Annotated in this window: 25 protein-coding genes; 24 read left to right on the top strand and 1 reads right to left on the bottom strand. The window is 42.0% G+C overall.

Translation table 11 applies throughout. The features are described from left to right. Positions 1–79: 79 nt before the first annotated feature. From glf to thiI, 7 genes are all read left to right on the top strand, one after another. The gene (gene glf / locus H8S07_RS01445) at positions 80–1,177 is read left to right on the top strand and encodes a UDP-galactopyranose mutase (RefSeq protein ID WP_186855275.1); all 1,098 of its coding nucleotides are present in this window, start codon (positions 80–82) and stop codon (positions 1,175–1,177) included. 69 nt (positions 1,178–1,246) lie between these two features. Then, positions 1,247–2,479 carry an LCP family protein gene (locus H8S07_RS01440; protein ID WP_186855274.1) on the top strand — a complete coding sequence of 411 codons (1,233 nt, stop codon included), beginning with the start codon at positions 1,247–1,249 and terminating at the stop codon, positions 2,477–2,479. 28 nt (positions 2,480–2,507) lie between these two features. Beyond that, entirely contained in the window at positions 2,508–4,106 is a 1,599-nt protein-coding gene (locus H8S07_RS01435; RefSeq protein WP_186855273.1) for a cohesin domain-containing protein, read from the top strand. A gap of 95 nt (positions 4,107–4,201) precedes the next feature. Then, positions 4,202–5,158, top strand: coding sequence for a 50S ribosomal protein L11 methyltransferase (gene prmA, locus H8S07_RS01430; protein WP_186855272.1), 957 nt, complete (start codon positions 4,202–4,204; stop codon positions 5,156–5,158). 33 nt (positions 5,159–5,191) lie between these two features. Then, on the top strand, positions 5,192–5,929 hold the full coding sequence (locus H8S07_RS01425; RefSeq protein ID WP_186855271.1) for a 16S rRNA (uracil(1498)-N(3))-methyltransferase: 738 nt from the start codon (positions 5,192–5,194) through the stop codon (positions 5,927–5,929). A gap of 39 nt (positions 5,930–5,968) precedes the next feature. Further along, a complete protein-coding gene (locus H8S07_RS01420) occupies positions 5,969–7,126 on the top strand; it encodes a cysteine desulfurase family protein (protein WP_186855270.1) in 1,158 nt (385 codons plus the stop codon). Between the two features lie 29 nt (positions 7,127–7,155). Beyond that, on the top strand, positions 7,156–8,340 hold the full coding sequence (gene thiI / locus H8S07_RS01415; RefSeq protein ID WP_118287756.1) for a tRNA uracil 4-sulfurtransferase ThiI: 1,185 nt from the start codon (positions 7,156–7,158) through the stop codon (positions 8,338–8,340). Positions 8,341–8,388: 48 nt separating this feature from the next. On the opposite strand, the gene H8S07_RS01410 is transcribed toward thiI, so the two are convergent. Further along, positions 8,389–8,625 carry an HPr family phosphocarrier protein gene (locus H8S07_RS01410; protein WP_118287757.1) on the bottom strand — a complete coding sequence of 79 codons (237 nt, stop codon included), beginning with the start codon at positions 8,623–8,625 and terminating at the stop codon, positions 8,389–8,391. 102 nt (positions 8,626–8,727) lie between these two features. Here H8S07_RS01410 and mtaB point away from each other — a divergent pair, with 102 nt between their 5' ends. The 17 genes from mtaB to H8S07_RS01325 all read left to right on the top strand — a co-directional run bounded on the left by mtaB (position 8,728) and on the right by H8S07_RS01325 (position 24,875). Continuing rightward, a complete protein-coding gene (gene mtaB / locus H8S07_RS01405; protein ID WP_186855269.1) occupies positions 8,728–10,008 on the top strand; it encodes a tRNA (N(6)-L-threonylcarbamoyladenosine(37)-C(2))-methylthiotransferase MtaB in 1,281 nt (426 codons plus the stop codon). Positions 10,009–10,066: 58 nt separating this feature from the next. Continuing rightward, positions 10,067–10,330: an IreB family regulatory phosphoprotein gene (locus H8S07_RS01400; RefSeq protein WP_021861610.1), complete on the top strand. Its 264-nt coding sequence runs from the start codon at positions 10,067–10,069 to the stop codon at positions 10,328–10,330. Between the two features lie 5 nt (positions 10,331–10,335). Beyond that, positions 10,336–10,758, top strand: a complete 423-nt coding sequence (gene ruvX / locus H8S07_RS01395; RefSeq protein ID WP_117538144.1) for a Holliday junction resolvase RuvX — start codon at positions 10,336–10,338, stop codon at positions 10,756–10,758. A gap of 12 nt (positions 10,759–10,770) precedes the next feature. Beyond that, the gene (locus H8S07_RS01390; protein WP_117538145.1) at positions 10,771–11,031 is read left to right on the top strand and encodes a DUF1292 domain-containing protein; all 261 of its coding nucleotides are present in this window, start codon (positions 10,771–10,773) and stop codon (positions 11,029–11,031) included. A gap of 7 nt (positions 11,032–11,038) precedes the next feature. Beyond that, positions 11,039–11,494, top strand: a complete 456-nt coding sequence (locus tag H8S07_RS01385) for a Fur family transcriptional regulator (RefSeq protein WP_021861607.1) — start codon at positions 11,039–11,041, stop codon at positions 11,492–11,494. Between the two features lie 27 nt (positions 11,495–11,521). Continuing rightward, entirely contained in the window at positions 11,522–13,189 is a 1,668-nt protein-coding gene (locus H8S07_RS01380) for a ribonuclease J (RefSeq protein WP_021861606.1), read from the top strand. 66 nt (positions 13,190–13,255) lie between these two features. After that, positions 13,256–13,909, top strand: a complete 654-nt coding sequence (locus tag H8S07_RS01375; RefSeq protein ID WP_118287759.1) for an O-methyltransferase — start codon at positions 13,256–13,258, stop codon at positions 13,907–13,909. Position 13,910: 1 nt separating this feature from the next. Further along, positions 13,911–15,149, top strand: coding sequence for a peptidase U32 family protein (locus tag H8S07_RS01370; protein WP_021861604.1), 1,239 nt, complete (start codon positions 13,911–13,913; stop codon positions 15,147–15,149). 375 nt (positions 15,150–15,524) lie between these two features. After that, complete coding sequence (gene sigK, locus H8S07_RS01365; protein ID WP_117538148.1) at positions 15,525–16,142, top strand: RNA polymerase sporulation sigma factor SigK; 618 nt, start codon at positions 15,525–15,527, stop codon at positions 16,140–16,142. A 92-nt stretch (positions 16,143–16,234) separates the two neighbouring features. Beyond that, entirely contained in the window at positions 16,235–17,776 is a 1,542-nt protein-coding gene (locus H8S07_RS01360) for a YifB family Mg chelatase-like AAA ATPase (RefSeq protein ID WP_117538149.1), read from the top strand. After that, a complete protein-coding gene (dprA, locus tag H8S07_RS01355; RefSeq protein ID WP_021861601.1) occupies positions 17,773–18,852 on the top strand; it encodes a DNA-processing protein DprA in 1,080 nt (359 codons plus the stop codon). Before H8S07_RS01360 ends, dprA begins: the two co-directional genes overlap by 4 nt. A gap of 33 nt (positions 18,853–18,885) precedes the next feature. Next, a complete protein-coding gene (gene topA, locus H8S07_RS01350) occupies positions 18,886–20,967 on the top strand; it encodes a type I DNA topoisomerase (RefSeq protein ID WP_021861600.1) in 2,082 nt (693 codons plus the stop codon). Positions 20,968–21,033: 66 nt separating this feature from the next. Next, entirely contained in the window at positions 21,034–21,816 is a 783-nt protein-coding gene (gene codY, locus H8S07_RS01345) for a GTP-sensing pleiotropic transcriptional regulator CodY (RefSeq protein ID WP_021861599.1), read from the top strand. 77 nt (positions 21,817–21,893) lie between these two features. Continuing rightward, the gene (locus H8S07_RS01340; RefSeq protein WP_021861598.1) at positions 21,894–22,205 is read left to right on the top strand and encodes a hypothetical protein; all 312 of its coding nucleotides are present in this window, start codon (positions 21,894–21,896) and stop codon (positions 22,203–22,205) included. 117 nt (positions 22,206–22,322) lie between these two features. Next, the gene (locus tag H8S07_RS01335) at positions 22,323–22,607 is read left to right on the top strand and encodes a co-chaperone GroES (protein WP_117538150.1); all 285 of its coding nucleotides are present in this window, start codon (positions 22,323–22,325) and stop codon (positions 22,605–22,607) included. 47 nt (positions 22,608–22,654) lie between these two features. Beyond that, positions 22,655–24,280 carry a chaperonin GroEL gene (gene groL / locus H8S07_RS01330; protein ID WP_021861596.1) on the top strand — a complete coding sequence of 542 codons (1,626 nt, stop codon included), beginning with the start codon at positions 22,655–22,657 and terminating at the stop codon, positions 24,278–24,280. Positions 24,281–24,374: 94 nt separating this feature from the next. Then, positions 24,375–24,875 (top strand): DUF6106 family protein, encoded by a 501-nt coding sequence (locus tag H8S07_RS01325; RefSeq protein WP_021861595.1) that lies wholly within the window; start codon positions 24,375–24,377, stop codon positions 24,873–24,875. Positions 24,876–24,879 lie beyond the last annotated feature (4 nt).

Below are 24,879 nucleotides of genomic sequence, written 5' to 3'. Positions count from 1 at the left end.
GGGTGTACATAATTGACATGTACATCCTTTTTTTGTTAGAATAAACAAAAAAAAGTGTAGAAAAACGGGTGGAAAAATGATGTATGATTATTTAATTGTCGGATCTGGTTTATTCGGATCCATTTTCGCGTATGAAGCGGGGAAAAAAGGAAAACAATGTCTGGTAGTGGAGAAAAGAGATCATATTGGTGGAAATATTTATACAAAAGAAGTTGAAGGAATTCAGGTTCACCAGTATGGAGCGCACATTTTCCATACAAGCAACAGAGAAGTCTGGGAGTATGTACAGCAGTTTGCAGAGTTCAACCGTTATACGAACAGCCCGGTAGCGAATTATAAAGGAGAAATCTATAATCTTCCATTTAATATGAACACATTCAATAAACTGTGGGGTGTTGTGACACCGGCAGAGGCAAAAGCGAAGATCGAAGAACAGGCAGCAGCTTATCGCACAGAGCATCCGGCGAATCTGGAAGAACAGGCACTCAACCTGGTCGGAAAAGATATTTATGAGAAACTGATCAAAGGATATACAGAGAAGCAGTGGGGGCATCGCGCAACAGAGCTTCCACCGGAGATTATTAAACGTCTGCCGGTGCGGTATATTTATGATAATAATTATTTTAATGATATTTATCAGGGAATCCCGATTGGTGGATATACAGCTATGATCGAGAAGATGCTTGCAAAGGCAGAAGTAAGACTTGGTGTGGATTACCTGGAACACAAAGACGAACTGGATGCACTTGCAGAGAAAATAGTATATACCGGTCCGATCGATGCATATTATGGATATCAGTTCGGAGAACTGGAGTACCGTAGTGTTTCTTTTGAAACGGAAGTACTGGATCAGCCGAATTATCAGGGAAATGCAGTTGTAAATTATACGGAATACGAAGTACCGTACACAAGAATCATTGAACACAAGCATTTCGAGTTTGGCACACAGGATAAGACAGTCATATCCAGAGAATATCCTGCAGCATGGAAGAAAGGTGATGAGCCTTACTATCCGGTAAATAATGAGAAGAATAATATGCTGTATCATTCTTATGAGAAACTTGCAAAGGAAGAAAAGAAAGTCATTTTTGGAGGAAGACTTGGAACATATAAATACATGGATATGCACCATGTCGTAGCAGAAGCTCTTCGGGTTACGAAAGAAGAGTTAATTTAGGTTGCACTTTTTGCAAAAATATAGTAATATATTGTAGTATTTTGTATAAAAAGAAAAGTGAGGCTTGATATGGCAAAGAAGAGGAATCAGAGAAACCTTAAAGCAGTGCAGGCTGCCAAGGCCAGAAAAAAGCGAAGGAACAGAAGAAGAAGGCGTGCAATCGTACTGGCAATCGAAGTGATCATATTGCTGGCATTGTCCGCAACAGCTTTTGTCATGGCGAAGTATGACAAGTTCCAGCGTGTAGAGATTAACTCAGATGATATTAAAATCAATTCCGGGGTGAAGAAGGAAGGATATACAACAGTAGCGTTATTCGGAGGCGACTCCAGAGAAGGAGAACTGGAAGCCGGTACGCGCACGGATACGATCATAATTGTAGCGCTTGACCACAAAGAAGGTGTGATCCGTATGGCGTCCATTTACCGAGATACGCTTCTGCAGCAGGATGATAATACCTATAATAAAGCGAATCATGCATATTTTTCAGGCGGTCCGAAAGCAGCAATCAACATGCTGAACAAGAATCTGGACCTGGATATTCAGGATTATGCAACCGTCGATTTCAAAGCAATGTCTGATGTGGTAGATATGCTTGGCGGAATTAAGATACAGGTAACCGATCCGGAAGCGAAGATGCTGAATAAGTATGTCGGTGAGACAGCAAAAGCATCCAAGAAGAAGGCGCATAAGTTAAATGGCGGTGGTGTCTATACACTGGATGGACCGCAGGCTGTAACATATGCAAGACTTCGTAAGCTGGAAGGCGGAGATTACAAGCGTACAGAGAGACAGCGTCTTGTGATTAAGAAGTTGTACGAAAAAGGTATTAAGGCAGACATTGGTACACTTAATAAGATTGTGGATAAGATATTTCCACAGGTATCTACGAGTTTTTCGCTGAAAGATGTACTTTCGCTTGCGGCGAGTGCCTCAAGTTATAAGCTGGGTGACAGTCAGGGCTTCCCGTTTGAGAAGACGGATGGAATTATCTACAGGAATGCAGGAGATGTTGTTGTACCGCTTGGACTGGCTGAGAATGTAGAAGAATTGCATAAGTTCCTGTACCCGAACGAGACAAAAACGGTATCTTCTACAGTGCAGATGATTTCAACAGAGATTTCCAATCTGACGAATGTTGTACGTCCAGCGAATATGAATACAGAAGAAGAGACGAATACAGATAATAACAGTAATATAAACAATAACAATAACAGTAATAAACCGGTGATTACAAACTCAACCAGTGACTCCGGAAAAAGTAAAAGCAATAATAATACAACTGGTGGCGGGACAGAATAAAAGTTGATTTAGGAGGAATAGAAAGAACATGAAAGCATTTAAGAAACTCAGTGTAGCTTTATTGACTCTCTGTCTGTGCGTGTCTTGTTTTTCTTTCGTTGCACATGCAGCAGATGGAAGAATCTCTTTTACAGATCCAAGCACAGCAGTTGGTGATGAAGTAGAAGTGAAATGTGTAGTACGCTCCACAAGTTCAAGCCTTGGAAATATGGAAGTGAAGTTGAGCTATGATACGGCTTCATTGAAATTTGAATCTGGAGATGGTGTGAAGGAAAATGGCGGAGCACTGACTTATACAGGAACCGGCGGCTCTACAGAAACTTCTTTTACAATGAAGTTTCAGGCGTTAAAAGAAGGAAGCACCAAGGTTGAAGTTTCCGGCGCAACGATTGCGTCCGATGTCGGTACGACACTGACACTGGATCAGGGGAATTCAACAGTTAAGATTGCAGCGGGTGATCCATCCAAGATAAAAAGTGATTCCAAGAGCAGCAAAGCTGGAAATGCAGCAGATAAGACTGTAAAAGTAAATGGAAAGTCTTATACGCTGACAGATGAATTTTCAGATAATGATGTTCCGACGGGATATTCCAGAGTGACTGTTTCACTGGACGGAGAAGACCGTCAGATGGTGAAGAATGAAGACAGTGGCATTACACTTGGTTATTTGATGGACAGTGATAAAAAAGGTGACTTTTTCATGTATAATGAAGAAGATGCAACTTTTTCTCCATATGAGGAAGTCAGTATTTCTGATAGTACATCTATTGTTGTGCTGAGCGATACGTCCAAAGTAAAGCTTCCATCGAATTATCAGGAAGCAAAGCTGACTTTAAATGATAAAGAATTTCCGGTATGGCAGAATAGTGACAGTACAGATTATTATGTCCTGTATGCAATGAATAACAAAGGCGAGACCGGATATTATCAGTATGATTCCCAGGAGAATACTTACCAGAGAATGGATGATCCGTCTGAGACTTCTAAGACAGATACATCCAGTAAAACTACTTCCAACAAGCTTCCGGCATTTGTAAATGATCATTTACAGATGATTATTCTTGCAGGAGGAATCGGAGCAATTGTTCTTTTACTGATCCTTATTATTCTTGGTATCAAACTGCATAACCGTAACGCAGAGTTAGATGAGCTTTATGATGAGTACGGTATTGATGTGGAAGAAGAGCCGGTACCGGTAAAAAACAAAAAAGAAAAGAAGAATAAAAAAGAATCTCGTTTTGGTAAGAAAAAACAATCAGATGAAGATGATTTTGAAACTTACGACGGAGAAGATTTTGATAATGTAGATGATGGAGATGCATTTGAAGAAGCATATGTAGAAGATGATTATGATGCATATGATGCAGAAGACGCGTATGAAGATGCTTATGACGAAGATGATTTTGAAGACGAATACGATGCTTATGACGAAGACGAATTCGGAGAGATTACTTATGAAGAGGATGATTACGGCAATCTGGATAAAAATGTATTTGCCGGATATACTCCAAGAGAAGAACTTACGATTGATGATTTAGATGATCTTCTCGGAGAGACACCGAAAAAGAAGAGAGGGCATATGGAAGATGATGATACCTTTAAGGTGGATTTCATTGACCTTGATTAATTATGAAGCTCTGGCTGTTCCTGGGTTTGGAAGAGCTGGAGCTTTTGAGCAATGTTAATATAACGGATGATATATTGTATGAAGGAGAGAAAATCATGAAATGGAATCAATTCCGATTAAAAACAACAACTGAAGCAGAAGATATTGTTAGCAGCATGCTGGCGGATCTTGGAATCGAAGGCGTGCAGATTGAAGATAAGATCCCGCTTACACAGCAGGACAAAGAGCAGATGTTTGTGGATATATTACCAGATATTCCGGAAGATGACGGAGTTGCCTATCTCACATTTTATCTTGACCCGGATCTGGATGCAGGAACGATCCTTGCACAGGTAAGGGAAGAAATGGAACAGATGCGTGCATATGTAGATGTAGGAGATGCAACGATTGAGGAATCCGAGACAGAAGATGTGGACTGGGTAAATAACTGGAAACAGTATTTCCATCAGTTCTATATTGATGATATCCTTGTAATTCCATCCTGGGAAGATGTAAAAGCAGAAGACAGTGATAAACTGGTGATCCACATTGATCCGGGTACAGCTTTTGGTACAGGAATGCATGAAACAACACAACTTTGTATCCGTGCGCTGAGAAAGTATGTAAAAAATGGAGATCTTGTTCTGGATGTAGGATGCGGAAGTGGTATCCTGGGTATGCTTGCACTGAAGTTTGGTGCAGGACATTCCATCGGAACAGATCTTGATCCGTGTGCGCTTGATGCCACCCATGAAAATATGGAAGTAAACGGTATAGCAAAAGATCAATATAAAGTTATGATCGGTAATATTATTGATGATAAAGACGTGCAGGATGCTGTCGGATATGAAAAATACGACATTGTACTTGCTAACATCCTTGCGGATGTTCTGGAGCCACTGACTCCGGTAATCGTACACCAGATGAAACCGGGAGCTGTATATATTACAAGTGGTATCATTGAGGACAAAGAAACAGTTGTAACAGAGGCTGTAAAGGCGGCAGGACTGGAAGTCCTGGAAGTGAACCACCAGGGGGAATGGGTTTCTGTTGTCGCACGTAAAAATGCATAAATAAAAACAGGCAGCTCAGACAGGAGAAAAAAGATGCAGCATTTTTTTATTGAACCGTCCCAGGCAGAAGGTGAGTGGATACGTCTGAATGGTTCGGATGTGAATCATATGAAGAACGTTCTGCGTATGCATGCGGGGGAACGTGTGACAGTCAGTGACGGAGCCGGAAAGACATACCAGTGTGTGATTGATTCTTATGAAGATAAGGAGGCCGTACTTAAAATAGAATCGCAGGAAGAGAGCAGTACAGAACTTCCATCCAGAATTTATCTGTTCCAGGGACTGCCAAAGCAGGAAAAGATGGAGTGGATCGTGCAGAAGTCGGTAGAACTTGGAGCTTATCAGATTGTTCCGGTTTCCATGAAGCGCTGCGTTGTAAAATTGGATGCGAAAAAGGCAGCAAAGAAGCAGGAACGATGGCAGGAAATTTCCAGAAGTGCGGCAAAGCAGTCCGGTCGGAGTGTAATCCCGGAAGTTATACCGGTGTGTACATTTAAAGAAGCACTGGAACAGGCAAAGCAGCTGGATGTCATTCTCGTACCGTATGAATGTGCAGAAGGTATGAAAGAGACAAAAACACTTCTTGAGAAAATATGGCCGGGGCAGAGCGTTGGGATATTTATCGGACCGGAAGGCGGATTTGAAGAAGCAGAGATCGAACAGGCACTGGCGGCAGGCGCACATACGATCACACTGGGAAAGAGGATTTTAAGAACGGAGACAGCGGGACTTACAACGTTGTCGGTACTTATGTTCCATTTGGAAGAATGATACATAAGCTAATAGTGAAAATAAGCAGGAGAGAAGAACATGAAAGAAGTTTATCTGGACAATTCAGCAACAACCAGAGCTTACGACAGTGTCGGAAAACTGGTTGCGCATGTGATGTGCGAAGATTATGGCAATCCATCTTCTCTGCACAGAAAAGGCGTTGAAGCAGAACAATATATAAAAGATACAAAAGAGACATTTGCCAGACTTTTAAAAGTACAGGAAAAAGAAATATTTTTCACATCTGGAGGAACAGAGAGTGATAATCTGGCTCTGATCGGAACAGCAATGGCAAACAGACGCGCAGGTAATCATCTGATCACGACAGGAATTGAACATCCTGCGATCATCAATACGATGCGCTATCTGGAAGAACAGGGATTCCGGGTTACATTTCTTCCGGTTGACCGTTATGGAAGAGTGCAGTTAGAGGCATTGAAGGAGGCACTCTGTGATGAAACGATACTGGTGTCTGTGATGTATGTAAATAATGAAGTTGGTTCTGTACAGCCGGTCGCAGAAGCGGCAAGTATTGTGAAAGCATATAATAAAAATATTCTGTTTCATGTAGATGCAGTACAGGGATTTGGCAAATACAGGATCCATCCGAAGAAACTGGGTGTAGATCTCTGCTCCATCAGCGGTCATAAGATTCATGGACCGAAAGGAACAGGAGTGCTGTATATTGACAGCAAAGTGAAGATCAAACCAATTCTGTTTGGAGGAGAACAGCAGAAGAATATCCGCTCCGGTACGGAAAACGTTCCGGGTATTGCAGGACTGTCTCTTGCAGCGAAGACAATTTACGAGGATCTGGATGAAAAAGTGCAGAAGATGCGTAAGCTGAAAGAGCATTTCATCGAAGGAATTGCCAGGATTGAAAATACGACGATCCATGGGCTCTATGATGAGACGAGTGCGCCGCATATTATCAGTGTCGGATTTGCAGGTATCCGAAGCGAAGTGCTCCTGCATGCACTGGAGGAAAAGGGAATCTATGTATCCTCCGGATCTGCCTGCGCTTCCAACCATCCGCAGGTGAGCGGCGTGTTAAAAGGAATCGGAGCAGGGCAGGAATTTTTAGATGCCACACTTCGCTTCAGTATGTCGGAATTTACTACATCAGAAGAGATTGACTATACTTTGGATACCCTTTATAATATAGTACCGGTGCTTAGAAAATATACCAGACACTAACCGGTCCGGAAGCGAAAAGGAGACATAAGATGAGATTTCATACTTTTTTGTTAAAATATGGAGAGATTGGAATTAAAGGAAAGAACCGTTATCTTTTTGAAGATGCACTTGTAAGACAGGTGCGTTACGCTTTAAAAGATGTAGAAGGAACTTTCAATGTTTATAAATCACAGGCACGTATTTATGTGGACTGTGAAGGTGAATATGATTATGACGATACAGTAGAGCATTTAAAAAGAGTGTTCGGACTGGTAGGTATCTGTCCGGTTGTCCGTATGGAAGATCAGGGCTTTGACCAGTTGAAAAAAGATGTCGTTGCATATATGGATGAAGTATATCCGGATAAGAAGCTTTCTTTCAAAGTGGAAGCAAGAAGAGCGAGAAAATCTTACCCGAAGACTTCCATGGAGATCAACTGTGATCTGGGAGAGGCAATTCTGGATGCATTCCCGGAGACACATGTAGATGTGCACAAACCAGATGTGATGCTGCATGTTGAAGTACGTAATGAGATTTATGTGTATTCACAGATCATTCCGGGAGCAGGTGGAATGCCGGTTGGAACAAATGGAAGTGCCATGCTTCTTCTGTCAGGCGGCATTGACAGCCCGGTTGCCGGTTATATGATCTCCAAACGTGGAGTTGGACTGGAAGCAACTTATTTCCATGCACCACCGTATACAAGTGAACGTGCAAAGCAGAAGGTTGTAGACCTTGCAAAGATTGTAGCAAGATATTCCGGACCGATCAAGCTTCATGTGGTAAACTTTACAGATATCCAGCTCTATATTTATGATCAGTGTCCGCATGATGAGCTGACGATCATTATGCGTCGTTATATGATGCGGATCGCAGAACATTTTGCAAAAGCAGACGGATGTCTTGGAATGATCACAGGAGAGAGCATTGGTCAGGTCGCAAGTCAGACAATGCATAGCCTTGCAGCGACAAATGATGTATGCACACTTCCGGTATATCGTCCGGTCATTGGATTTGACAAACAGGAGATTGTAGATATTTCAGAGAAGATCGACACTTATGAGACATCGATTCAGCCGTACGAAGACTGCTGTACGATTTTTGTGGCTAAACATCCGGTTACAAAGCCGAATATAGAAGTGATTCGCAGATCAGAGGAGAAATTGGCTGAGAAGATCGATGCTATGGTTCAGGAAGCAATCGATACAGTAGAAGTGATTGAAGTAACACCGTAAAACAAAAAAGAATGTGCTCCGGCACATTCTTTTAAAGGTTAAAAATAATTACTCTACGATGTATGGTTTTAATGTTTCGAGGATCTTGTCGATTTCGTTGTCATCAGCATGGATGTTGAGGTCAATGCTCTTAGATAAATCCAGACTGAAGATACCCATGATGGATTTGGCATCGATCACGTATCTGCCGGATACTAAATCAAAATCATAATCATATTTTGTGATTTCATTTACGAAAGATTTTACTTTGTCAATGGAATTCAAAGAAATTTTAACTGTTTTCATTGAATATACCTCCTTGGTTTCATTTTTTTCTACACGTTTATCTTAGTTTTTTGTAGTCAAAAAGTCAAGGAATAATTTGTAAAGAGAGGGAAAAAGAAAATTATGAAGAAAGCAGCATTGCATAATCTTGGATGTAAAGTAAATGCATATGAAACAGAAGCCATGCAGGAGCTTCTGGAAAAAAACGGTTATGAGATCGTGCCGTTCAAAGAAGGTGCAGATGTTTATGTAGTCAATACATGCACAGTTACAAACATTGCGGATCGTAAGTCCAGACAGATGCTGCACAAGGCAAGAAAGATGAATCCGGATGCAATCGTAGTGGCAACTGGCTGTTATGTGCAGACTGAGAATCAGGAAGTGGACGATTGCATTGATATTGTGATTGGTAATAATAAAAAGAAAGATATTGTGGAGATCCTCAAACAGTACGAAGAGGAGAGAGAAAGAACAACCGATCTTATTGATATCGGACATACAAAGGAGTATGAGAATCTTCATCTGAGCCGCACAGGAGAGCACACAAGAGCGTATATCAAAGTACAGGACGGATGTAATCAGTTCTGCTCTTACTGTATTATTCCGTATGCAAGAGGAAGAGTGCGAAGCCGTGCCAAAGAAGATGTGATCGAGGAAGTAAAGACACTTGCTGCAAATGGTTATAAGGAAGTCGTACTGACCGGAATCCATCTGAGCTCTTATGGAGTAGATATAGAGGATAATCTGCTTTCTCTTATTCTGGCTGTACACGAAGTGGATGGAATCCACCGTATCCGTCTTGGCTCACTGGAACCGGGGATTATCACGGAAGAGTTTGTCCGGACGATTTCCGCACTGCCGAAGGTGTGCCCACATTTTCACCTGTCTCTGCAAAGCGGATGTAATGCGACACTTCGCAGAATGAATCGTAGATATACGGCAGAAGAATATGCTGCAAAATGTCAGCTCCTGCGCAAATATTTTGCACATCCGGCACTTACAACCGATGTGATCACTGGATTCCCGGGAGAGACACCGGAAGAATTTGAAGAGTCCAGGGCGTTTGTAGACAGCATGGATTTCTATGAGACACATATTTTTAAATATTCTAGAAGAGAAGGTACAAAAGCTGCCGTTATGCCGGATCAGGTACCGGAGCAGATTAAGGCAGAGCGAAGCAAAGTACTGATTGCATTAAGTGAAGAGAAACAGAGCCGCTTTGAGGAAGAACTGATCGGAACTACACAGGAAGTGCTGATGGAAGAAGCTATAGAGAGAGAAGACGGAATCTGGCGGATCGGGCATACGAAGGAATATGTAAAAATTGGATATAAAACAGAAAAAAATCTGGCAAATCAGCTCATAAATGTAGAAATTGAGAGCCGTTTGCAAATAATACATTGAATTTTCGGTGTTAATAAGTTAGAATAAAATGAAAAGTATTTTTGAAGGACGTGAGTATATGAAAGATTTAAGCAGTACACAGTTTTTCCAGGTAGAAAGCGGCCCGCAGATTCAGGCAAAAGATATTCTGGAAATTGTCTATCGGGCATTGGTTGAGAAGGGATACAATCCGGTCAACCAGATCGTTGGATATATTATGTCAGGAGATCCGACTTATATTACAAGTTATAACGGAGCCAGAAGCCTGATCATGAAGATGGAGCGGGACGAACTGGTGGAAGAGATGCTCAAGACGTATATTGAGCACAACAAGTGGGTATAATATCTATGAGAATAATGGGACTGGATTACGGCTCGAAGACGGTGGGCGTTGCAATCAGCGATCCACTTGGCATTACTGCGCAGGGAATTGAGACAATTACACGCAAAGATGAGAACAAGCTGCGTAAGACCTGTGCAAGAATTGAGGCTCTGATCGAAGAGTATCAAGTGGAGAAGATCGTCATCGGGTTGCCAAAGCATATGAACAATGACATTGGAATCAGAGCTGAGAAGTCAATGGAATTCGCAGAGATGTTAAAAAGACGGACAGGTCTGGAAGTGCAGATGTGGGACGAAAGACTTACAACAATGGAAGCGGAACGTACCCTGATCGAAAGCAATATCAGACGAGAGGACCGCAAAAAATATATCGATAAAATTGCTGCAGTATTTATTTTGCAGGGATACTTGGACTCGGTAAAGTCGTGAGGTGTTTTTTGTATGGAAAAAATAAGATTTACATCGGATGAACTGCAGGAAGAGACAGAATTCTTTGTGCTGGAACAGACGAAATTAAATGGAGTGTCTTACATTCTTGTGACGGATTCAGAAGAAGACGATGCAGAGTGTTTAATTTTAAAAGATACATCAGCGGAAGAAGAAAAAGAGAGCATTTATGAGATTGTAGAAGACGAGAAAGAATTGTCAGCAATTTTAAAAGTGTTCGAGGAGTTACTGGAAGATATTGAGATTGAAAGGTAAGAACTTTATGTCTATCAGTCAGGAAAAGTTTAAACAAATGCTGAAAGAAAAAGGTTTGAAAGTTACAAACCAGAGATTGCTCGTTCTGGAAGTCCTTGCCGCACATCGGGACAGACACATGACTGCGGAGGATATCTATGAACTTGTAAAAGAAGACTATCCGGAGATTGGACTGGCGACGATATACAGGACAGTGCAGCTTTTGCTCGAGATGCAGTTGGTGGATAAGATCAATCTGGATGACGGATGTGTGCGATATGAGATTGGTGAGGCAAATGACGGAGAGGGTGAGCCACACCATCATCACCATCATCTGATCTGTAAAACATGTGGAAAAGTGTTCCCTTTCAGGGACGATCTGCTGGACGGACTAGAACGTCATATTGAGGAAGAGACAGGATTCCATGTGTTGGACCATGAGCTGAAATTCTACGGACAGTGTAAAAAATGCCGGAAAAAGTAGTACGGAGAGGCACATGGAGGTGTTAAATTGAAAAGAGAAAACAACGGAAAATTGCGTATCATTCCGCTTGGAGGTCTGGAGAAGATCGGAATGAACATTACTGCCTTTGAGTTTGAAGACAGTATTATTGTTGTGGACTGCGGTCTTGCATTCCCAGAAGATGATATGCTCGGAATCGATCTCGTTATTCCGGATGTGACATATCTGAAAGAGAACATTCAGAAAGTAAAAGGATTTGTGATCACACACGGACACGAGGATCATATTGGAGCATTATCTTATGTACTTCGTGAGATGAATCTTCCGATTTATGCAACGAAATTGACAATGGGAATTATTGAGAAGAAGCTCTCAGAGCATAATCTTCTCCGCAGTACGCGCAGAAAAGTAGTCAGACATGGACAGTCTATTAATCTTGGCAAGTTCAGGATTGAATTTATTAAAACAAATCACAGCATTCAGGATGCAGCAGCGCTTGCAATTTACTCTCCGGCAGGTATTGTTGTGCATACTGGAGACTTCAAAGTAGACTATACGCCTGTATTCGGAGATGCAATCGATTTGCAGCGTTTCGCAGAGATTGGCAAAAAAGGCGTTCTTGCGCTGATGTCAGACAGTACGAATGCAGAGAGACCGGGATTTACTCAGTCAGAGCGTACAGTCGGAATTACATTTGACCATATTTTTGCAGAGCATCAGAATACGAGAATTATTATTGCTACATTCGCTTCAAATGTAGATCGTGTTCAGCAGATCATTAACTCTGCATGCAAATACAACCGTAAGGTTGTTGTAGAAGGACGAAGTATGGTAAATATCATTCAGGTTGCACAGGAATTAGGTTATCTGAATGTACCGGACAAGACATTGATTGAGATTGATCAGTTGAAAAACTATCCACCGGAGAAGACGGTCCTGATCACGACAGGAAGTCAGGGAGAATCCATGGCAGCACTGTCACGTATGGCGGCAGATGTGCATAAGAAGGTTACAATTATGCCGGGTGATACAGTTATTTTCAGTTCTAATCCGATTCCTGGAAATGAAAAATCTGTTTCCAAGGTTATTAATGAGCTTTCTTCCAAAGGTGCCAATGTTATTTTCCAGGATGCACATGTATCCGGGCATGCCTGCCAGGAAGAACTGAAGCTTATTTATTCTCTTGTAAAACCGAAATATGCGATTCCGGTTCATGGAGAATACCGTCATTTGAAGGCCAATGCGGGAGTAGCAAGATCCCTGGGTATTCCGAAGGAAAATATTTTCCTGTTACAGTCCGGAGATGTGTTGGAAGTCAGTGAGAATGAAGCAAAAGTTGTGGATAAGGTTCACACAGGCGAGATCCTTGTAGACGGACTTGGCGTTGGAGATGTTGGGAATATTGTGTTGAGAGACCGTCAGCACCTTGCTGAAGACGGAATTTTGATCGTTGTACTGACGCTTGAGAAAGGAAGTAATCAGTTGCTTGCGGGACCGGATATTGTATCCAGAGGATTTGTATATGTAAGAGAATCTGAAGGATTGATGGAAGAGGCACGCAATGTTCTGACAAATGCCGTGGAAGATTGTCTGACACATCAGAGAAATGCGGACTGGAGCAAGATTAAGCTTGTGATCCGTGATACGATGAATGAGTTTATCTGGAAGAGAACAAAACGTAAACCGATGATCCTTCCGATCATTATGGACGTATAGAAGAAAAAGGACGTAGTAGAGCAGTCTTTACTACGTCCTGTATTATGTCAGAAGGAGGAAGACTTTGTGATCGTAGATGACAGAATTACAACCTACCTACATTCTCTGGAAATGCCGGATATTCCGGTGATCGAAGAGATTGAAAAAGAAGCGCTGGAAGCTTATGTGCCGATCATCCGAAAAGAGACACAGAGTTTCCTGAAAGTATTATTGACGATACAGAAACCGAAAAGAATCCTGGAAGTAGGAACCGCAGTAGGTTTTTCGGCTGTCTTAATGAGCCATTATATGCCAAAGGACGGACATATTATCACGATTGAGAATTATGAAAAAAGAATCCCGGTTGCCAGAGCAAATTTTGCCAGGGCGGAGAAAGAAGATAAGATCACACTGCTGGAGGGAGATGCTCTTGAAGTGATGAAAACGCTGGAAGGACCGTATGATTTTATTTTTATGGACGCAGCGAAAGGACAGTATATTCATTATATGCCGGAAGTACTGCGTCTGTTGGCGCCGGAAGGAGTACTGATGTCAGACAATGTACTTCAAGACGGCGATATTACACAGTCAAGATTTGCTGTTGAAAGAAGGAATCGTACAATTCACAGTCGCATGCGGGAATACTTGTATGAACTGAAACACCACGAAGGACTTCAGACATCCATTCTTCCACTGGGAGACGGGGTGGCACTGAGTGTGAAAAAGGAGGAAGAAAAGTAAGATGAATGGTAGACGACCGGAATTATTAATTCCAGCAAGTAATCTGGAAGTACTCAAAGTGGCGGTTATGTTTGGAGCCGATGCTGTTTATATCGGAGGAGAGGCATTCGGATTACGTGCAAAAGCAAAGAATTTTTCCAAAGATGATATGGCTGCCGGAATCCGTTTTGCGCATGAACATGGTGTACGTGTGCATGTTACCGTAAATATTCTGGCACATAATGATGATCTGGAAGGCGTGCGGGAATATCTCTGCGAATTGAAGGAATTAAAACCAGATGCGCTGATCATTGCAGATCCGGCAATCTTTGAAATGGCAAAAGAAATCTGCCCGGACATTGAACGCCATGTCAGTACACAGGCGAATAATACAAATTATGGTACTTACAATTTCTGGTGGAAACAGGGAGCAAAAAGAGTAGTTTCGGCAAGAGAACTGTCCTTGAAAGAGATTTCTGAGATTCGTAAGCATATTCCGGAGGAGATGGAGATTGAAAGTTTTATTCACGGTGCAATGTGCATTTCTTATTCCGGAAGATGTCTGCTCAGCAATTTCTTTACCGGAAGAGATGCGAATCAGGGAGCCTGTACACACCCGTGCCGTTGGAAATATGCAGTTGTAGAGGAAAAAAGGCCGGGACAGTATATGCCAGTATATGAAAATGAAAGAGGAACTTACATTTTCAATTCCAAGGATCTTTGTATGATCGAGCACATTCCGGAGATGATCGAAGCAGGAATTGACAGTTTCAAGATTGAAGGACGTATGAAGACGGCGCTGTATGTCGCAACAGTTGCAAGAACATACCGCCTTGCGATTGATGACTATCTGAAAGATCCGAAGCTGTATGAAGAACATATGCTGTGGTATCTGGATCAGATTTCAAATTGCACATACCGGCAGTTTACAACCGGATTTTACTTTGGAAAACCGGATGAGACAAGTCAGATTTACGACAGCAACACTTATGTAAGAGAATACACATATCTTGGAATTATTGGCAAAGAGTCAGACGGAAGATACCGCATTGAGCAGAGAAATAAATTTTCGGTTGGCGAGACGATTGAGATTATGAAGCCGGATGGACAAAACATAGAGACGGTTGTCCGGGCGATTATCAATGAAGACGGGGAAACACAGGAGAGTGCCCCGCATTCCAAACAGGTTCTCTATATCGAACTGGATAAAAAAGCAGAGAAGTATGATATTTTAAGAAGAGCGGAAGACATAGAGGCTTAAAAACAGATGATTTGAGAATATAGGATGTCAGACAGAGAAACCTATTATATGCGGACTCTGTCTGGCATTCTTTTCTATGCCAGAAAACTTCGTCCTAAAGCGCTTTTATAAAAAATGATTGTATTTTCGATAGAGATACAGTATACTATTAGCCACATAAGAAAGAGAGTCCGGCAGATCTTAACCGGAACATCTATAATCTGAAATTGTCACATATGCGTGATGGTTTTCATAAACAGATCTTATAATTTTTCAACAAAGACATAAACAGATACGATCCAACAAAATACCAGAAAAAGATCATAACAGATGGAAAAGCACAAAAAAGAATACTCTTACATAAACTATAAGCAAATACCCTGAGAGGTGCGTTCCTTGAAATCATTTCCGAAACCCCTCACTGCAGCAGAAGAAGCTTATTATATGCAAAAGTATACAGAGGGCGACCTGAAAGCAAAACATATTCTGATCGAACGGAATTTGCGCCTTGTTGCACATATTGTGAAAAAATATCCATCCAGAGAGGAGGATGTGGAAGATCTTTTGTCGATCGGGACAATCGGGCTTATTAAAGCAGTTGTAAGTTTTGATCCGGAAAAACGTGTGCGTCTGGGAACATATGCGGCGCGGTGCATTGAAAATGAGATATTGATGCATCTGCGTGCGAAGAAAAAAATGTCCCGGGAAATTTCACTGTACGAGCCGATCGGGACAGACAGGGAAGGCAATGAAATCCAGCTTTTTGATGTGATCGAAACAAAAGAAGAAGATGCGCACAGACATGCGGAATTAAAAGAATCGGTCCGGATTTTGTATGCAAAAATGGAGTCGGAATTATCTCAGAGAGAACGGCTGGTTCTGAAAATGCGATACGGACTTTATGGGGAAGAGGAGTATACGCAGAGGGAGATTGCCGGACAGCTTGGAATTTCTCGTTCTTATGTATCACGGATTGAGAAAAGTGCGATCGAAAAACTGCGTACTTTTTTTTAGCTGTTATAGCAGCCGGAGGAAACTGTCGCTGGCGGAGTTTTGCAGGTACAGCAGTAAACGCATGGAATAAGCAGGAAGAAAGAGGTGGATACATGGGAGTTTGTATAGTAAATTCAGCAGTGATTCAGGGTGTTGAAGCGAAGATGATACAGGTGGAGGCAGATGTCAGCAATGGTCTGCCTGTGTTTCATATGGTGGGATATCTGTCCGGTGAGGTACGGGAGGCAGCAGAACGTGTGCGGACAGCGATCCGTAACAGTGGTATTGTGCTGCCTCCGAAGAAAATCATTGTAAATCTGGCGCCCGGCTCAATAAGGAAAAAAGGAACAGCGTTTGACCTTCCTATTGCATTAAGTATTATGGCAGCACTTGAAATATTTCCAGAAGAACGATTGCGAGATGTAATGGTTGCCGGTGAACTGGGGCTGGACGGAAGTGTACAAAAGGTCTCCGGAATTTTACCAATCGTACAGAAAGCAGGAAGAGAAGGCTTTAAGTGCTGTATTGTACCGGAGCAGAATGCGGCGGAAGGTGCACTGGTAGAAAAGATCACGGTATATGGTGTGAATTCACTGGAGGAAGTGTGCAGTTATCTGAAAGGAGAAAAAAAGCTGGAACCGGCGATGTGCAAAGATGCCAGAGAATGTGGGAGACTGTTGGATTCGGAACTTTTGGATTACAGTGAGATACAGGGACAAGAAATTGTAAAAAGAGCTGCGACAGTGGCGGTTGCCGGTGGACATAACCTGCTGTTAGTTGGACCACCGGGAAGTGGAAAGACGATGGCTGCAAAGAGAATTCCAACCATTTTACCGAAGCCTTCATTGGAAGAATCGATGGAAGTTACAAGTCTCTACAGTGTCGTTGGAAAAGTGGAGGAAACCCATCCGTTGATGTTAGGAAGACCGTTCCGGGAGGTGCATCATACGGTTACAAAAGCGGCATTGATCGGTGGCGGGAATTACCCGGTTCCGGGAGAGATCAGTCTGGCACATGGAGGCGTCCTCTTCCTGGACGAGCTTGCGGAGTTTAAAAAGTCTGTTCTGGAAGTGCTCCGCCAGCCTTTGGAAGAGCAGAAAATCCATCTCGCCAGGAATCAGGCAAATTATACATTTCCGGCAGATTTCATGCTTGTTGCGGCAATGAACCCATGTCCCTGCGGAAATTATCCGGCTCAGACGTGTACATGCACACCACAGCAGATCCAGAATTATCTGGCAAGGATCAGTCAGCCGTTTTTAGACCGGTTGGATATCTGCATCGAAACACCGCGCGTGGATTATGCGGCACTCCATACACAGCAGAAGCAGGAACGCTCAGTAGATATACGTGCACGCGTGTGTGCAGCGAGAGAAATACAGAAAAAGAGATATGAAGGATTGCCGTTTTCGGTAAATGCAAGGCTGGGAGCAAAGGAAATCCGAAAACACTGTGTGCTAGACGCTGTGACGGAACAGATTATGGAGCAGGCATTCTGTACACTTGGTCTGACAGCGCGGACATATCATAAGATTCTGCGTGTGGCACGGACGATCGCAGATCTTGCCGGAAGTGAGGTGATCACTCCGGCGCATATTAAAGAGGCAATCGGATACCGTACGGTAGATAAAAAATACTGGGGGAAAGGCTTATGATTTATGAATATTGGTATGCGGGGATTTCCGGGCTTAACTGTATGAAAAAGAAAAAACTGCGTGAAATTTTAAAGACAGCAGAAATGATTTATTATATAGAAGAAATAAAATTAACAGAACTGGGGATACTGACGGACAGAGAAATCCAGGCACTTATAAAAGCAAAAAAACAGCAGGATATAAAAGAAAAATGGGAGATGCTGGAAGAGAAAAATATCCGTTTTATTCCGTATTTTTCGGAAGAATATCCAGTGCGCCTTAAGAATATTCCGGCGCCTCCATATGCACTCTATGTGAGAGGCAGGCTGCCGGACAGTGACAGACCTGCGGCTGCTTTGGTGGGTGCAAGAAACTGTACGCATTATGGCGAGAGAATGGCGTTAGAATATGGAGAAAAGCTGGCAGAAAACGGGATTAGTATTATCAGCGGGATGGCAAGAGGAATTGATGGCGCCGGACAAAGAGGTGCATTAAATGCCGGGGGAATGACATATGGTATATTAGGATGTGGCGTGGATATCTGTTATCCGGGAGAACATCGCGGACTATATCAGGATCTGATCAAAAAAGGCGGTGTGATTTCAGAACAGAGTCCGGGAAGCCCGCCTCTTGCCAGGTACTTTCCTGCGCGTAACCGTATCATCAGCGGGATGGCAGATATCGTACTTGTAATAGAAGCAAAAGAAAAAAGCGGCTCTCTTATTACGGCAGACCAGGCGCTGGAACAGGGGAAGGAAGTTTATGCACTTCCGGGACCTGTAACAAGCCTTTTAAGTCAGGGGTGTCACCGGCTGATCGCGCAAGGTGCAGGGATTTTGCTAAGTCCGGAAGACCTGATGGAAACGATGGGAATTTGTTTGTCAAAAAGCAGACAAAATAAATCATCGGAGAAAAAAGTACTTGAAAGTCCAGAAAATATGGTGTATAGTTGTGTCGGTTTGTTTCCAAAGGGACTTCAGGAGCTTGCGCAGGAGACAAAACTGGCTCCGGAGATACTTATGGAAGAGTTAATAACGCTTGAACTACAAGGGTTTGTCAAAGAAATATCGAAGAATTATTATGTGAAAATGCGCTAAAAAGCGGGGCGGATTTTATGGAGGAAATCATATATGGCACGTTATCTTGTGATCGTGGAGTCACCGACGAAGGTGAAGACAATTAAAAAATTTTTAGGAAGTAATTATGTAGTCGTAGCGTCTAACGGACATGTGCGCGATCTGCCGAAGAGCCAGCTTGGTGTCGGACCTGAGAATGACTATGAACCAAAGTATATAACAATCCGTGGCAAGGGAGAGATTCTTGCAAATCTTCGAAAAGAAGTGAAAAAAGCAGATAAAGTATATCTTGCAACTGACCCGGACCGCGAAGGAGAAGCGATTTCCTGGCATTTATGCAAAGCACTGAAACTGGAAAACAAGAAAACGTACCGAATCAGTTTTAATGAGATTACGAAAAACGCAGTCAAAGCATCTCTGAAAAATGCCAGAGAGATTGATATGGATCTGGTAGATGCCCAGCAGGCGAGACGTGTCCTTGACCGCGTGGTTGGATATAAAATCAGCCCGGTACTCTGGGCGAAAGTAAAAAGAGGTTTAAGTGCGGGACGCGTACAGTCTGTAGCACTTCGTATCATTGCTGACCGTGAAGAAGAGATCAATGCATTTATTCCGGAAGAATACTGGAGCCTGGATGCGAATCTGAAAGTCAAAGGCGAGAGAAAACTCCTGAATGCCAAGTTTTACGGAACAGATAAGAAAAAGATGACGATTTCATCCAAAGAGGAACTGGATAAGATCTTAAAAGAATTAGAAGGTGCATCTTATGAAGTCGCTGAGATTAAAAAAGGGGAACGTACAAAGAAAGCACCGGTTCCATTTACAACCAGTACATTACAGCAGGAAGCATCCAAAGCATTGAATTTTGCTACAGGAAAAACGATGCAGATCGCACAGCAGTTGTATGAAGGTGTCGATATCAAAGGAAATGGAACCGTCGGTCTGATCACGTATCTGCGTACCGATTCTACTCGTATTTCAGATGAAGCAGATGCAAATGTACGTGCTTATATCGGAGAACAGTACGGAGAAGAGTATGTTGCAGTTGGAGAAACAAAAGCAAAGACAGGCGGCAAGATCATCCAGGATGCGCATGAGGCGATCCGTCCGACAGATCCGGCAAGAACACCGGCGGCAATCAAAGAATCTCTGACAAGAGATCAGTTCCGTTTGTATCAGCTTATCTGGAAGCGTTTCCTTGCCAGCAGAATGCAACCGGCAAAATATGAGACAACATCTGTGAAGATCAGTGCAGGAAAATATCGTTTTACAGTAGCTGCTTCCAAGATTGTATTCCAGGGATTCAGACTGGTTTATACAGAAGCAGGAGAAGAGAAAGAAGAAAAATCTGTATTGATGAAAGGACTGGATATGGATTCAAAGCTCACAAAAGAAAGTTTTGATACGAAGCAGCACTTTACACAGCCACCGGCACATTATACAGAAGCAACACTTGTAAAAGCTCTGGAAGAACTGGGCATTGGACGTCCAAGCACGTATGCACCGACAATTTCAACGATTATTGCCAGAAGATATGTTGCAAAAGAGAACAAGAATCTGTATCTGACAGAACTGGGAGAAGTTGTAGATAATATCATGTTACAGTCCTTCCCAAGTATTGTAGATGTGAATTTTACAGCCAACATGGAAAGCCTGCTTGATGGTGTGGCAGAAGGCAAGGTAAAATGGAAGACGATTATCGAGAACTTCTATCCGGATATTGAAGCCGCAGTGGAAAAGGCACAGAAAGAATTAGAGACAGTCAAGATCGAAGATGAAGTGACTGACGTTGTCTGTGAACAGTGCGGACGCAACATGGTCATCAAATACGGTCCACACGGAAAATTCCTCGCATGTCCAGGATTCCCGGAGTGTAGAAATACAAAGCCTTATCTGGAAAAAATCGGTGTTTCCTGCCCTCTGTGTGGAAAAGATGTTGTGCTCCGTAAGACAAAGAAAGGCAGAAAATATTACGGATGTGAAGACAATCCGGACTGTGAATTTATGTCATGGCAGAAACCGGTTCAGAAAAAGTGTCCGAGATGTGGAAATTATATGGTCGAAAAGGGAAATAAGATCTGTTGTAGTGACGCTCAGTGCGGATATGTAGAAAATAAGGAAAATTCTGATAAATAACAATAATATTCGTTGAATTATAGTGAATTGTATGATAATATAACTTCATAGGATGGAGGAGTGCAAATGAGTGTACAATTATTAGACAAAACTAGAAAAATCAACAAGTTACTTCACAACAATAATTCAAGTAAAGTGGTCTTTAATGATATTTGTGAAGTTCTGACAGAGATTCTGTCATCGAATGTACTGGTGGTCAGCAAAAAAGGAAAAGTTCTCGGAGGAAGCAAATGTACAGGTGTTCCGTATATAGAAGAACTGATCCAGAAGGAAGTAGGCAGACATATTGATGATATGTTAAATGAACGTCTGCTCAGCATTCTTTCGACAAAGGAAAATGTGAATCTTGAGACTCTTGGATTTTCGGAAGAAGCCTCAAAAGGTTATCAGGCTATTATAACTCCAATCGATATCGCAGGAGAGAGACTCGGCACATTATTCATCTATAAGAAAGACGAAGTATATGAGATTGATGATATCATTTTAAGTGAATATGGAACAACAGTTGTTGGTCTTGAGATGCTTCGTTCTGTAAATGAAGAAAGTGCGGAGGAAACAAGAAAAGAACACATTGTACAGTCAGCCATCAGCACACTTTCTTATTCTGAACTGGAAGCGATCATTCATATTTTTGATGAACTGGATGGTACAGAAGGAATCCTGGTTGCAAGCAAGATTGCAGACCGTGTAGGAATCACCCGTTCTGTGATCGTGAATGCGCTTCGCAAGTTTGAGAGTGCCGGAGTTATTGAATCCAGATCTTCCGGTATGAAGGGAACTTATATCAAAGTTGTGAATGATTATGTATTTACGGAACTGGATAAGATCAAAGCAGAGCGCAACAATTAAGATGAAGTATAAGGGTATCGGGAGACTGGTACCCTTTTCTTTGATTGAAGATGAGATGAATTTTACTGGAGGATATAATGGAAAAATTTCAGGACGATACGGTGAAACTCGAGATGATAAAAACGATTCTTGACGGGGGATATTTTAACGATAATATCTATCTGTGTAAGATGATTAAGTATAATGAAGAAGAGGAATGCATATATCTGTTAACGGGGAAGACGGAACTGTCAGAATTTTCTTTGGACAGTATCTATGAGTGCACGATGACGGATGAGGAAGAAGAGGTCAAATGCAGAGGAAAGATTGTCGAACGGTACTGGGATAAGAGAGGAAAAGTACTTGTTTTCCATGTGGAAAATGGATTTTATAAAAATACTGTAAACTAAACAAAGGCGGTTGACAAAATATTAAGAGAGTGCTATTTTATATCTAGAGTTTCTTAGCACTCTCTTTTTGTGAGTGCTAACAAAATAAATAAGTATATCATTTAAGGAGGAATAAATATGAAATTAGTACCATTAGGAGACAGGGTTGTATTAAAACAGTTGGTTGCAGAAGAGACAACAAAATCAGGAATCGTAATTCCTGGACAGTCTAAAGAAAAACCACAGCAGGCAGAGATCGTTGCTGTAGGACCTGGTGGAACAGTTGACGGAAAAGAAGTGAAGATGAATGTCACTGTAGGACAGAAAGTTATTTATTCTAAATACGCAGGAACATCTGTAGAGCTTGATGATGAAGAGTATATTATCGTAAAACAGGACGATATCCTTGCAATTTGTGAGTAAGATGTAGATGTAAGAAGAGAAACAAAGATTATAGGAGGCATTTGATCATGGCAAAGGAAATTAAATATGGCGCAGAAGCAAGAGCAGCATTAGAAGAAGGAGTTAATAAGCTGGCTGATACAGTCAGAGTTACGTTAGGACCAAAAGGACGTAACGTAGTTCTTGACAAATCTTTCGGAGCACCGCTTATTACTAATGATGGTGTTACAATTGCAAAAGAAATTGAATTAGAAGATGCATTTGAGAATATGGGTGCACAGCTTATCAAAGAAGTTGCATCTAAGACAAATGATGTTGCCGGAGATGGTACAACAACAGCTACAGTACTTGCACAGGCAATGGTACATGAAGGAATGAAGAACCTGGCAGCAGGAGCAAACCCGATCATCCTTAGAAAAGGAATGAAGAAAGCAACAGACAAAGCAGTTGAGACGATCGCTAAAATGTCCAGCAAAGTAAAAGACAAAGATCAGATCGCAAAAGTTGCAGCTATTTCTGCAAGTGATGAAGAAGTTGGAAAGATGGTTGCAGATGCAATGGAAAAAGTTTCCAATGACGGGGTTATCACAATTGAAGAATCCAAGACTATGAAGACAGAACTTGACCTTGTAGAAGGTATGCAGTTTGACCGTGGATATGTATCTGCATATATGGCTACAGATATGGATAAGATGGAAGCAAATCTGGATGATCCATATATTTTGATCACAGACAAGAAGATTTCTAACATTCAGGAGATCCTGCCAGTTCTGGAGCAGATCGTACAGTCCGGAGCAAGACTCCTGATCGTTGCAGAAGATATTGAAGGTGAGGCTCTTACAACACTGATCGTAAACAAACTGCGTGGAACATTCAATGTAGTAGGTGTTAAAGCGCCTGGATATGGTGACAGAAGAAAAGAGATGTTAAAGGATCTTGCAATTCTGACAGGCGGTCAGGTAATTTCAGAAGAACTCGGTATGGAGTTGAAAGATACAACACTGGATCAGCTTGGACGTGCAAAATCTGTAAAAGTTCAGAAAGAAAATACAGTTATCGTTGACGGATGCGGAGACAAACAGGCAATCGCAGACCGTGTAGCACAGATTAAAGCACAGATTGAAGAGACAACATCTGATTTCGACAGAGAGAAACTGCAGGAGAGACTTGCAAAACTTGCAGGCGGTGTAGCAGTTATCCGTGTAGGTGCTGCAACTGAGACTGAGATGAAAGAAGCAAAACTTCGTATGGAAGATGCACTTGCAGCAACAAGAGCAGCCGTAGAAGAAGGAATCATTGCAGGTGGCGGATCTGCTTATATTCACTGTGCAAAAGAAGTTGCCAAGATCGTTGCTGATTTGGATGGTGATGAGAAGACAGGTGCGAATGTTGTACTGAAAGCTCTGGAAGCTCCACTGCTTCGCATCGCTGCAAATGCAGGACTGGAAGGCGCAGTAATCATTAATAAAGTATATGAGTCAGAACCAGGAATCGGATTTGATGCATTAGCTGAGGAATATGTAGACATGGTTGAACATGGTATCCTTGATCCGGCTAAGGTAACAAGAAGTGCTCTGCAGAATGCAACAAGTGTTGCATCTACACTGCTGACAACAGAGTCCGTTGTTGCTAATATCAAAGAAGAGACACCGGCTATGCCTGCAGGTGCAGGTGCCGGAATGGGCATGATGTAAGAAAAAGTTAAGAAAACTCCCTGTATGGGGAGTTTTCTTTTTTCTTGTTTTTGTGCTACAATAGACACATTGAGAAAAGCGGAGGATGTAAGACATGAATGACATATGTACAGAACAGCTTATTAAAAGGAAGAAAAGCAAAGGTCAGTGGTTTCTGGAAGGAATGGTGCTTGCAGCGACTTTACTGAGTGTATATGGTGTCGTACATTGTCTTTTTTTTATAGTGCTTACAGTTATATTACTTGTAATGGATATATATTTGTATCTGGAATTTGATGCAGAATATGAATATTTATTTGTGAATGGGGAACTGGATGTTGACAAGATCATACATAAGTCGAGAAGAAGACGAATCTGTACAATAAAGTTAGAAGAAATAGAGGTCCTGGCTCCATTTGGAACAGGTGAACTCAGACAGTATCAGCGGGCAAAGAAAAGCGATTATAGCTCGGGCAGACGCAATGATCAGACTTATGTGCTAGTTGTTTCCAGGGCAGGAGAATTAAGAAAAATTATTTTTGAACCGAATCAGACGATTGTAGACGGGTATGCCGGAATGATTCCGGGAAAAGTTACATACAAATCTGCAAAATAGTCAG

This window comes from Dorea hominis (genome assembly GCF_014287705.1).
In the GTDB taxonomy this organism is placed as follows: domain Bacteria; phylum Bacillota; class Clostridia; order Lachnospirales; family Lachnospiraceae; genus Dorea_D; species Dorea_D hominis.
The sequence above is the reverse complement of the archived record's forward strand: the minus strand, read 5'-3'. Positions and strand labels throughout refer to the sequence as shown.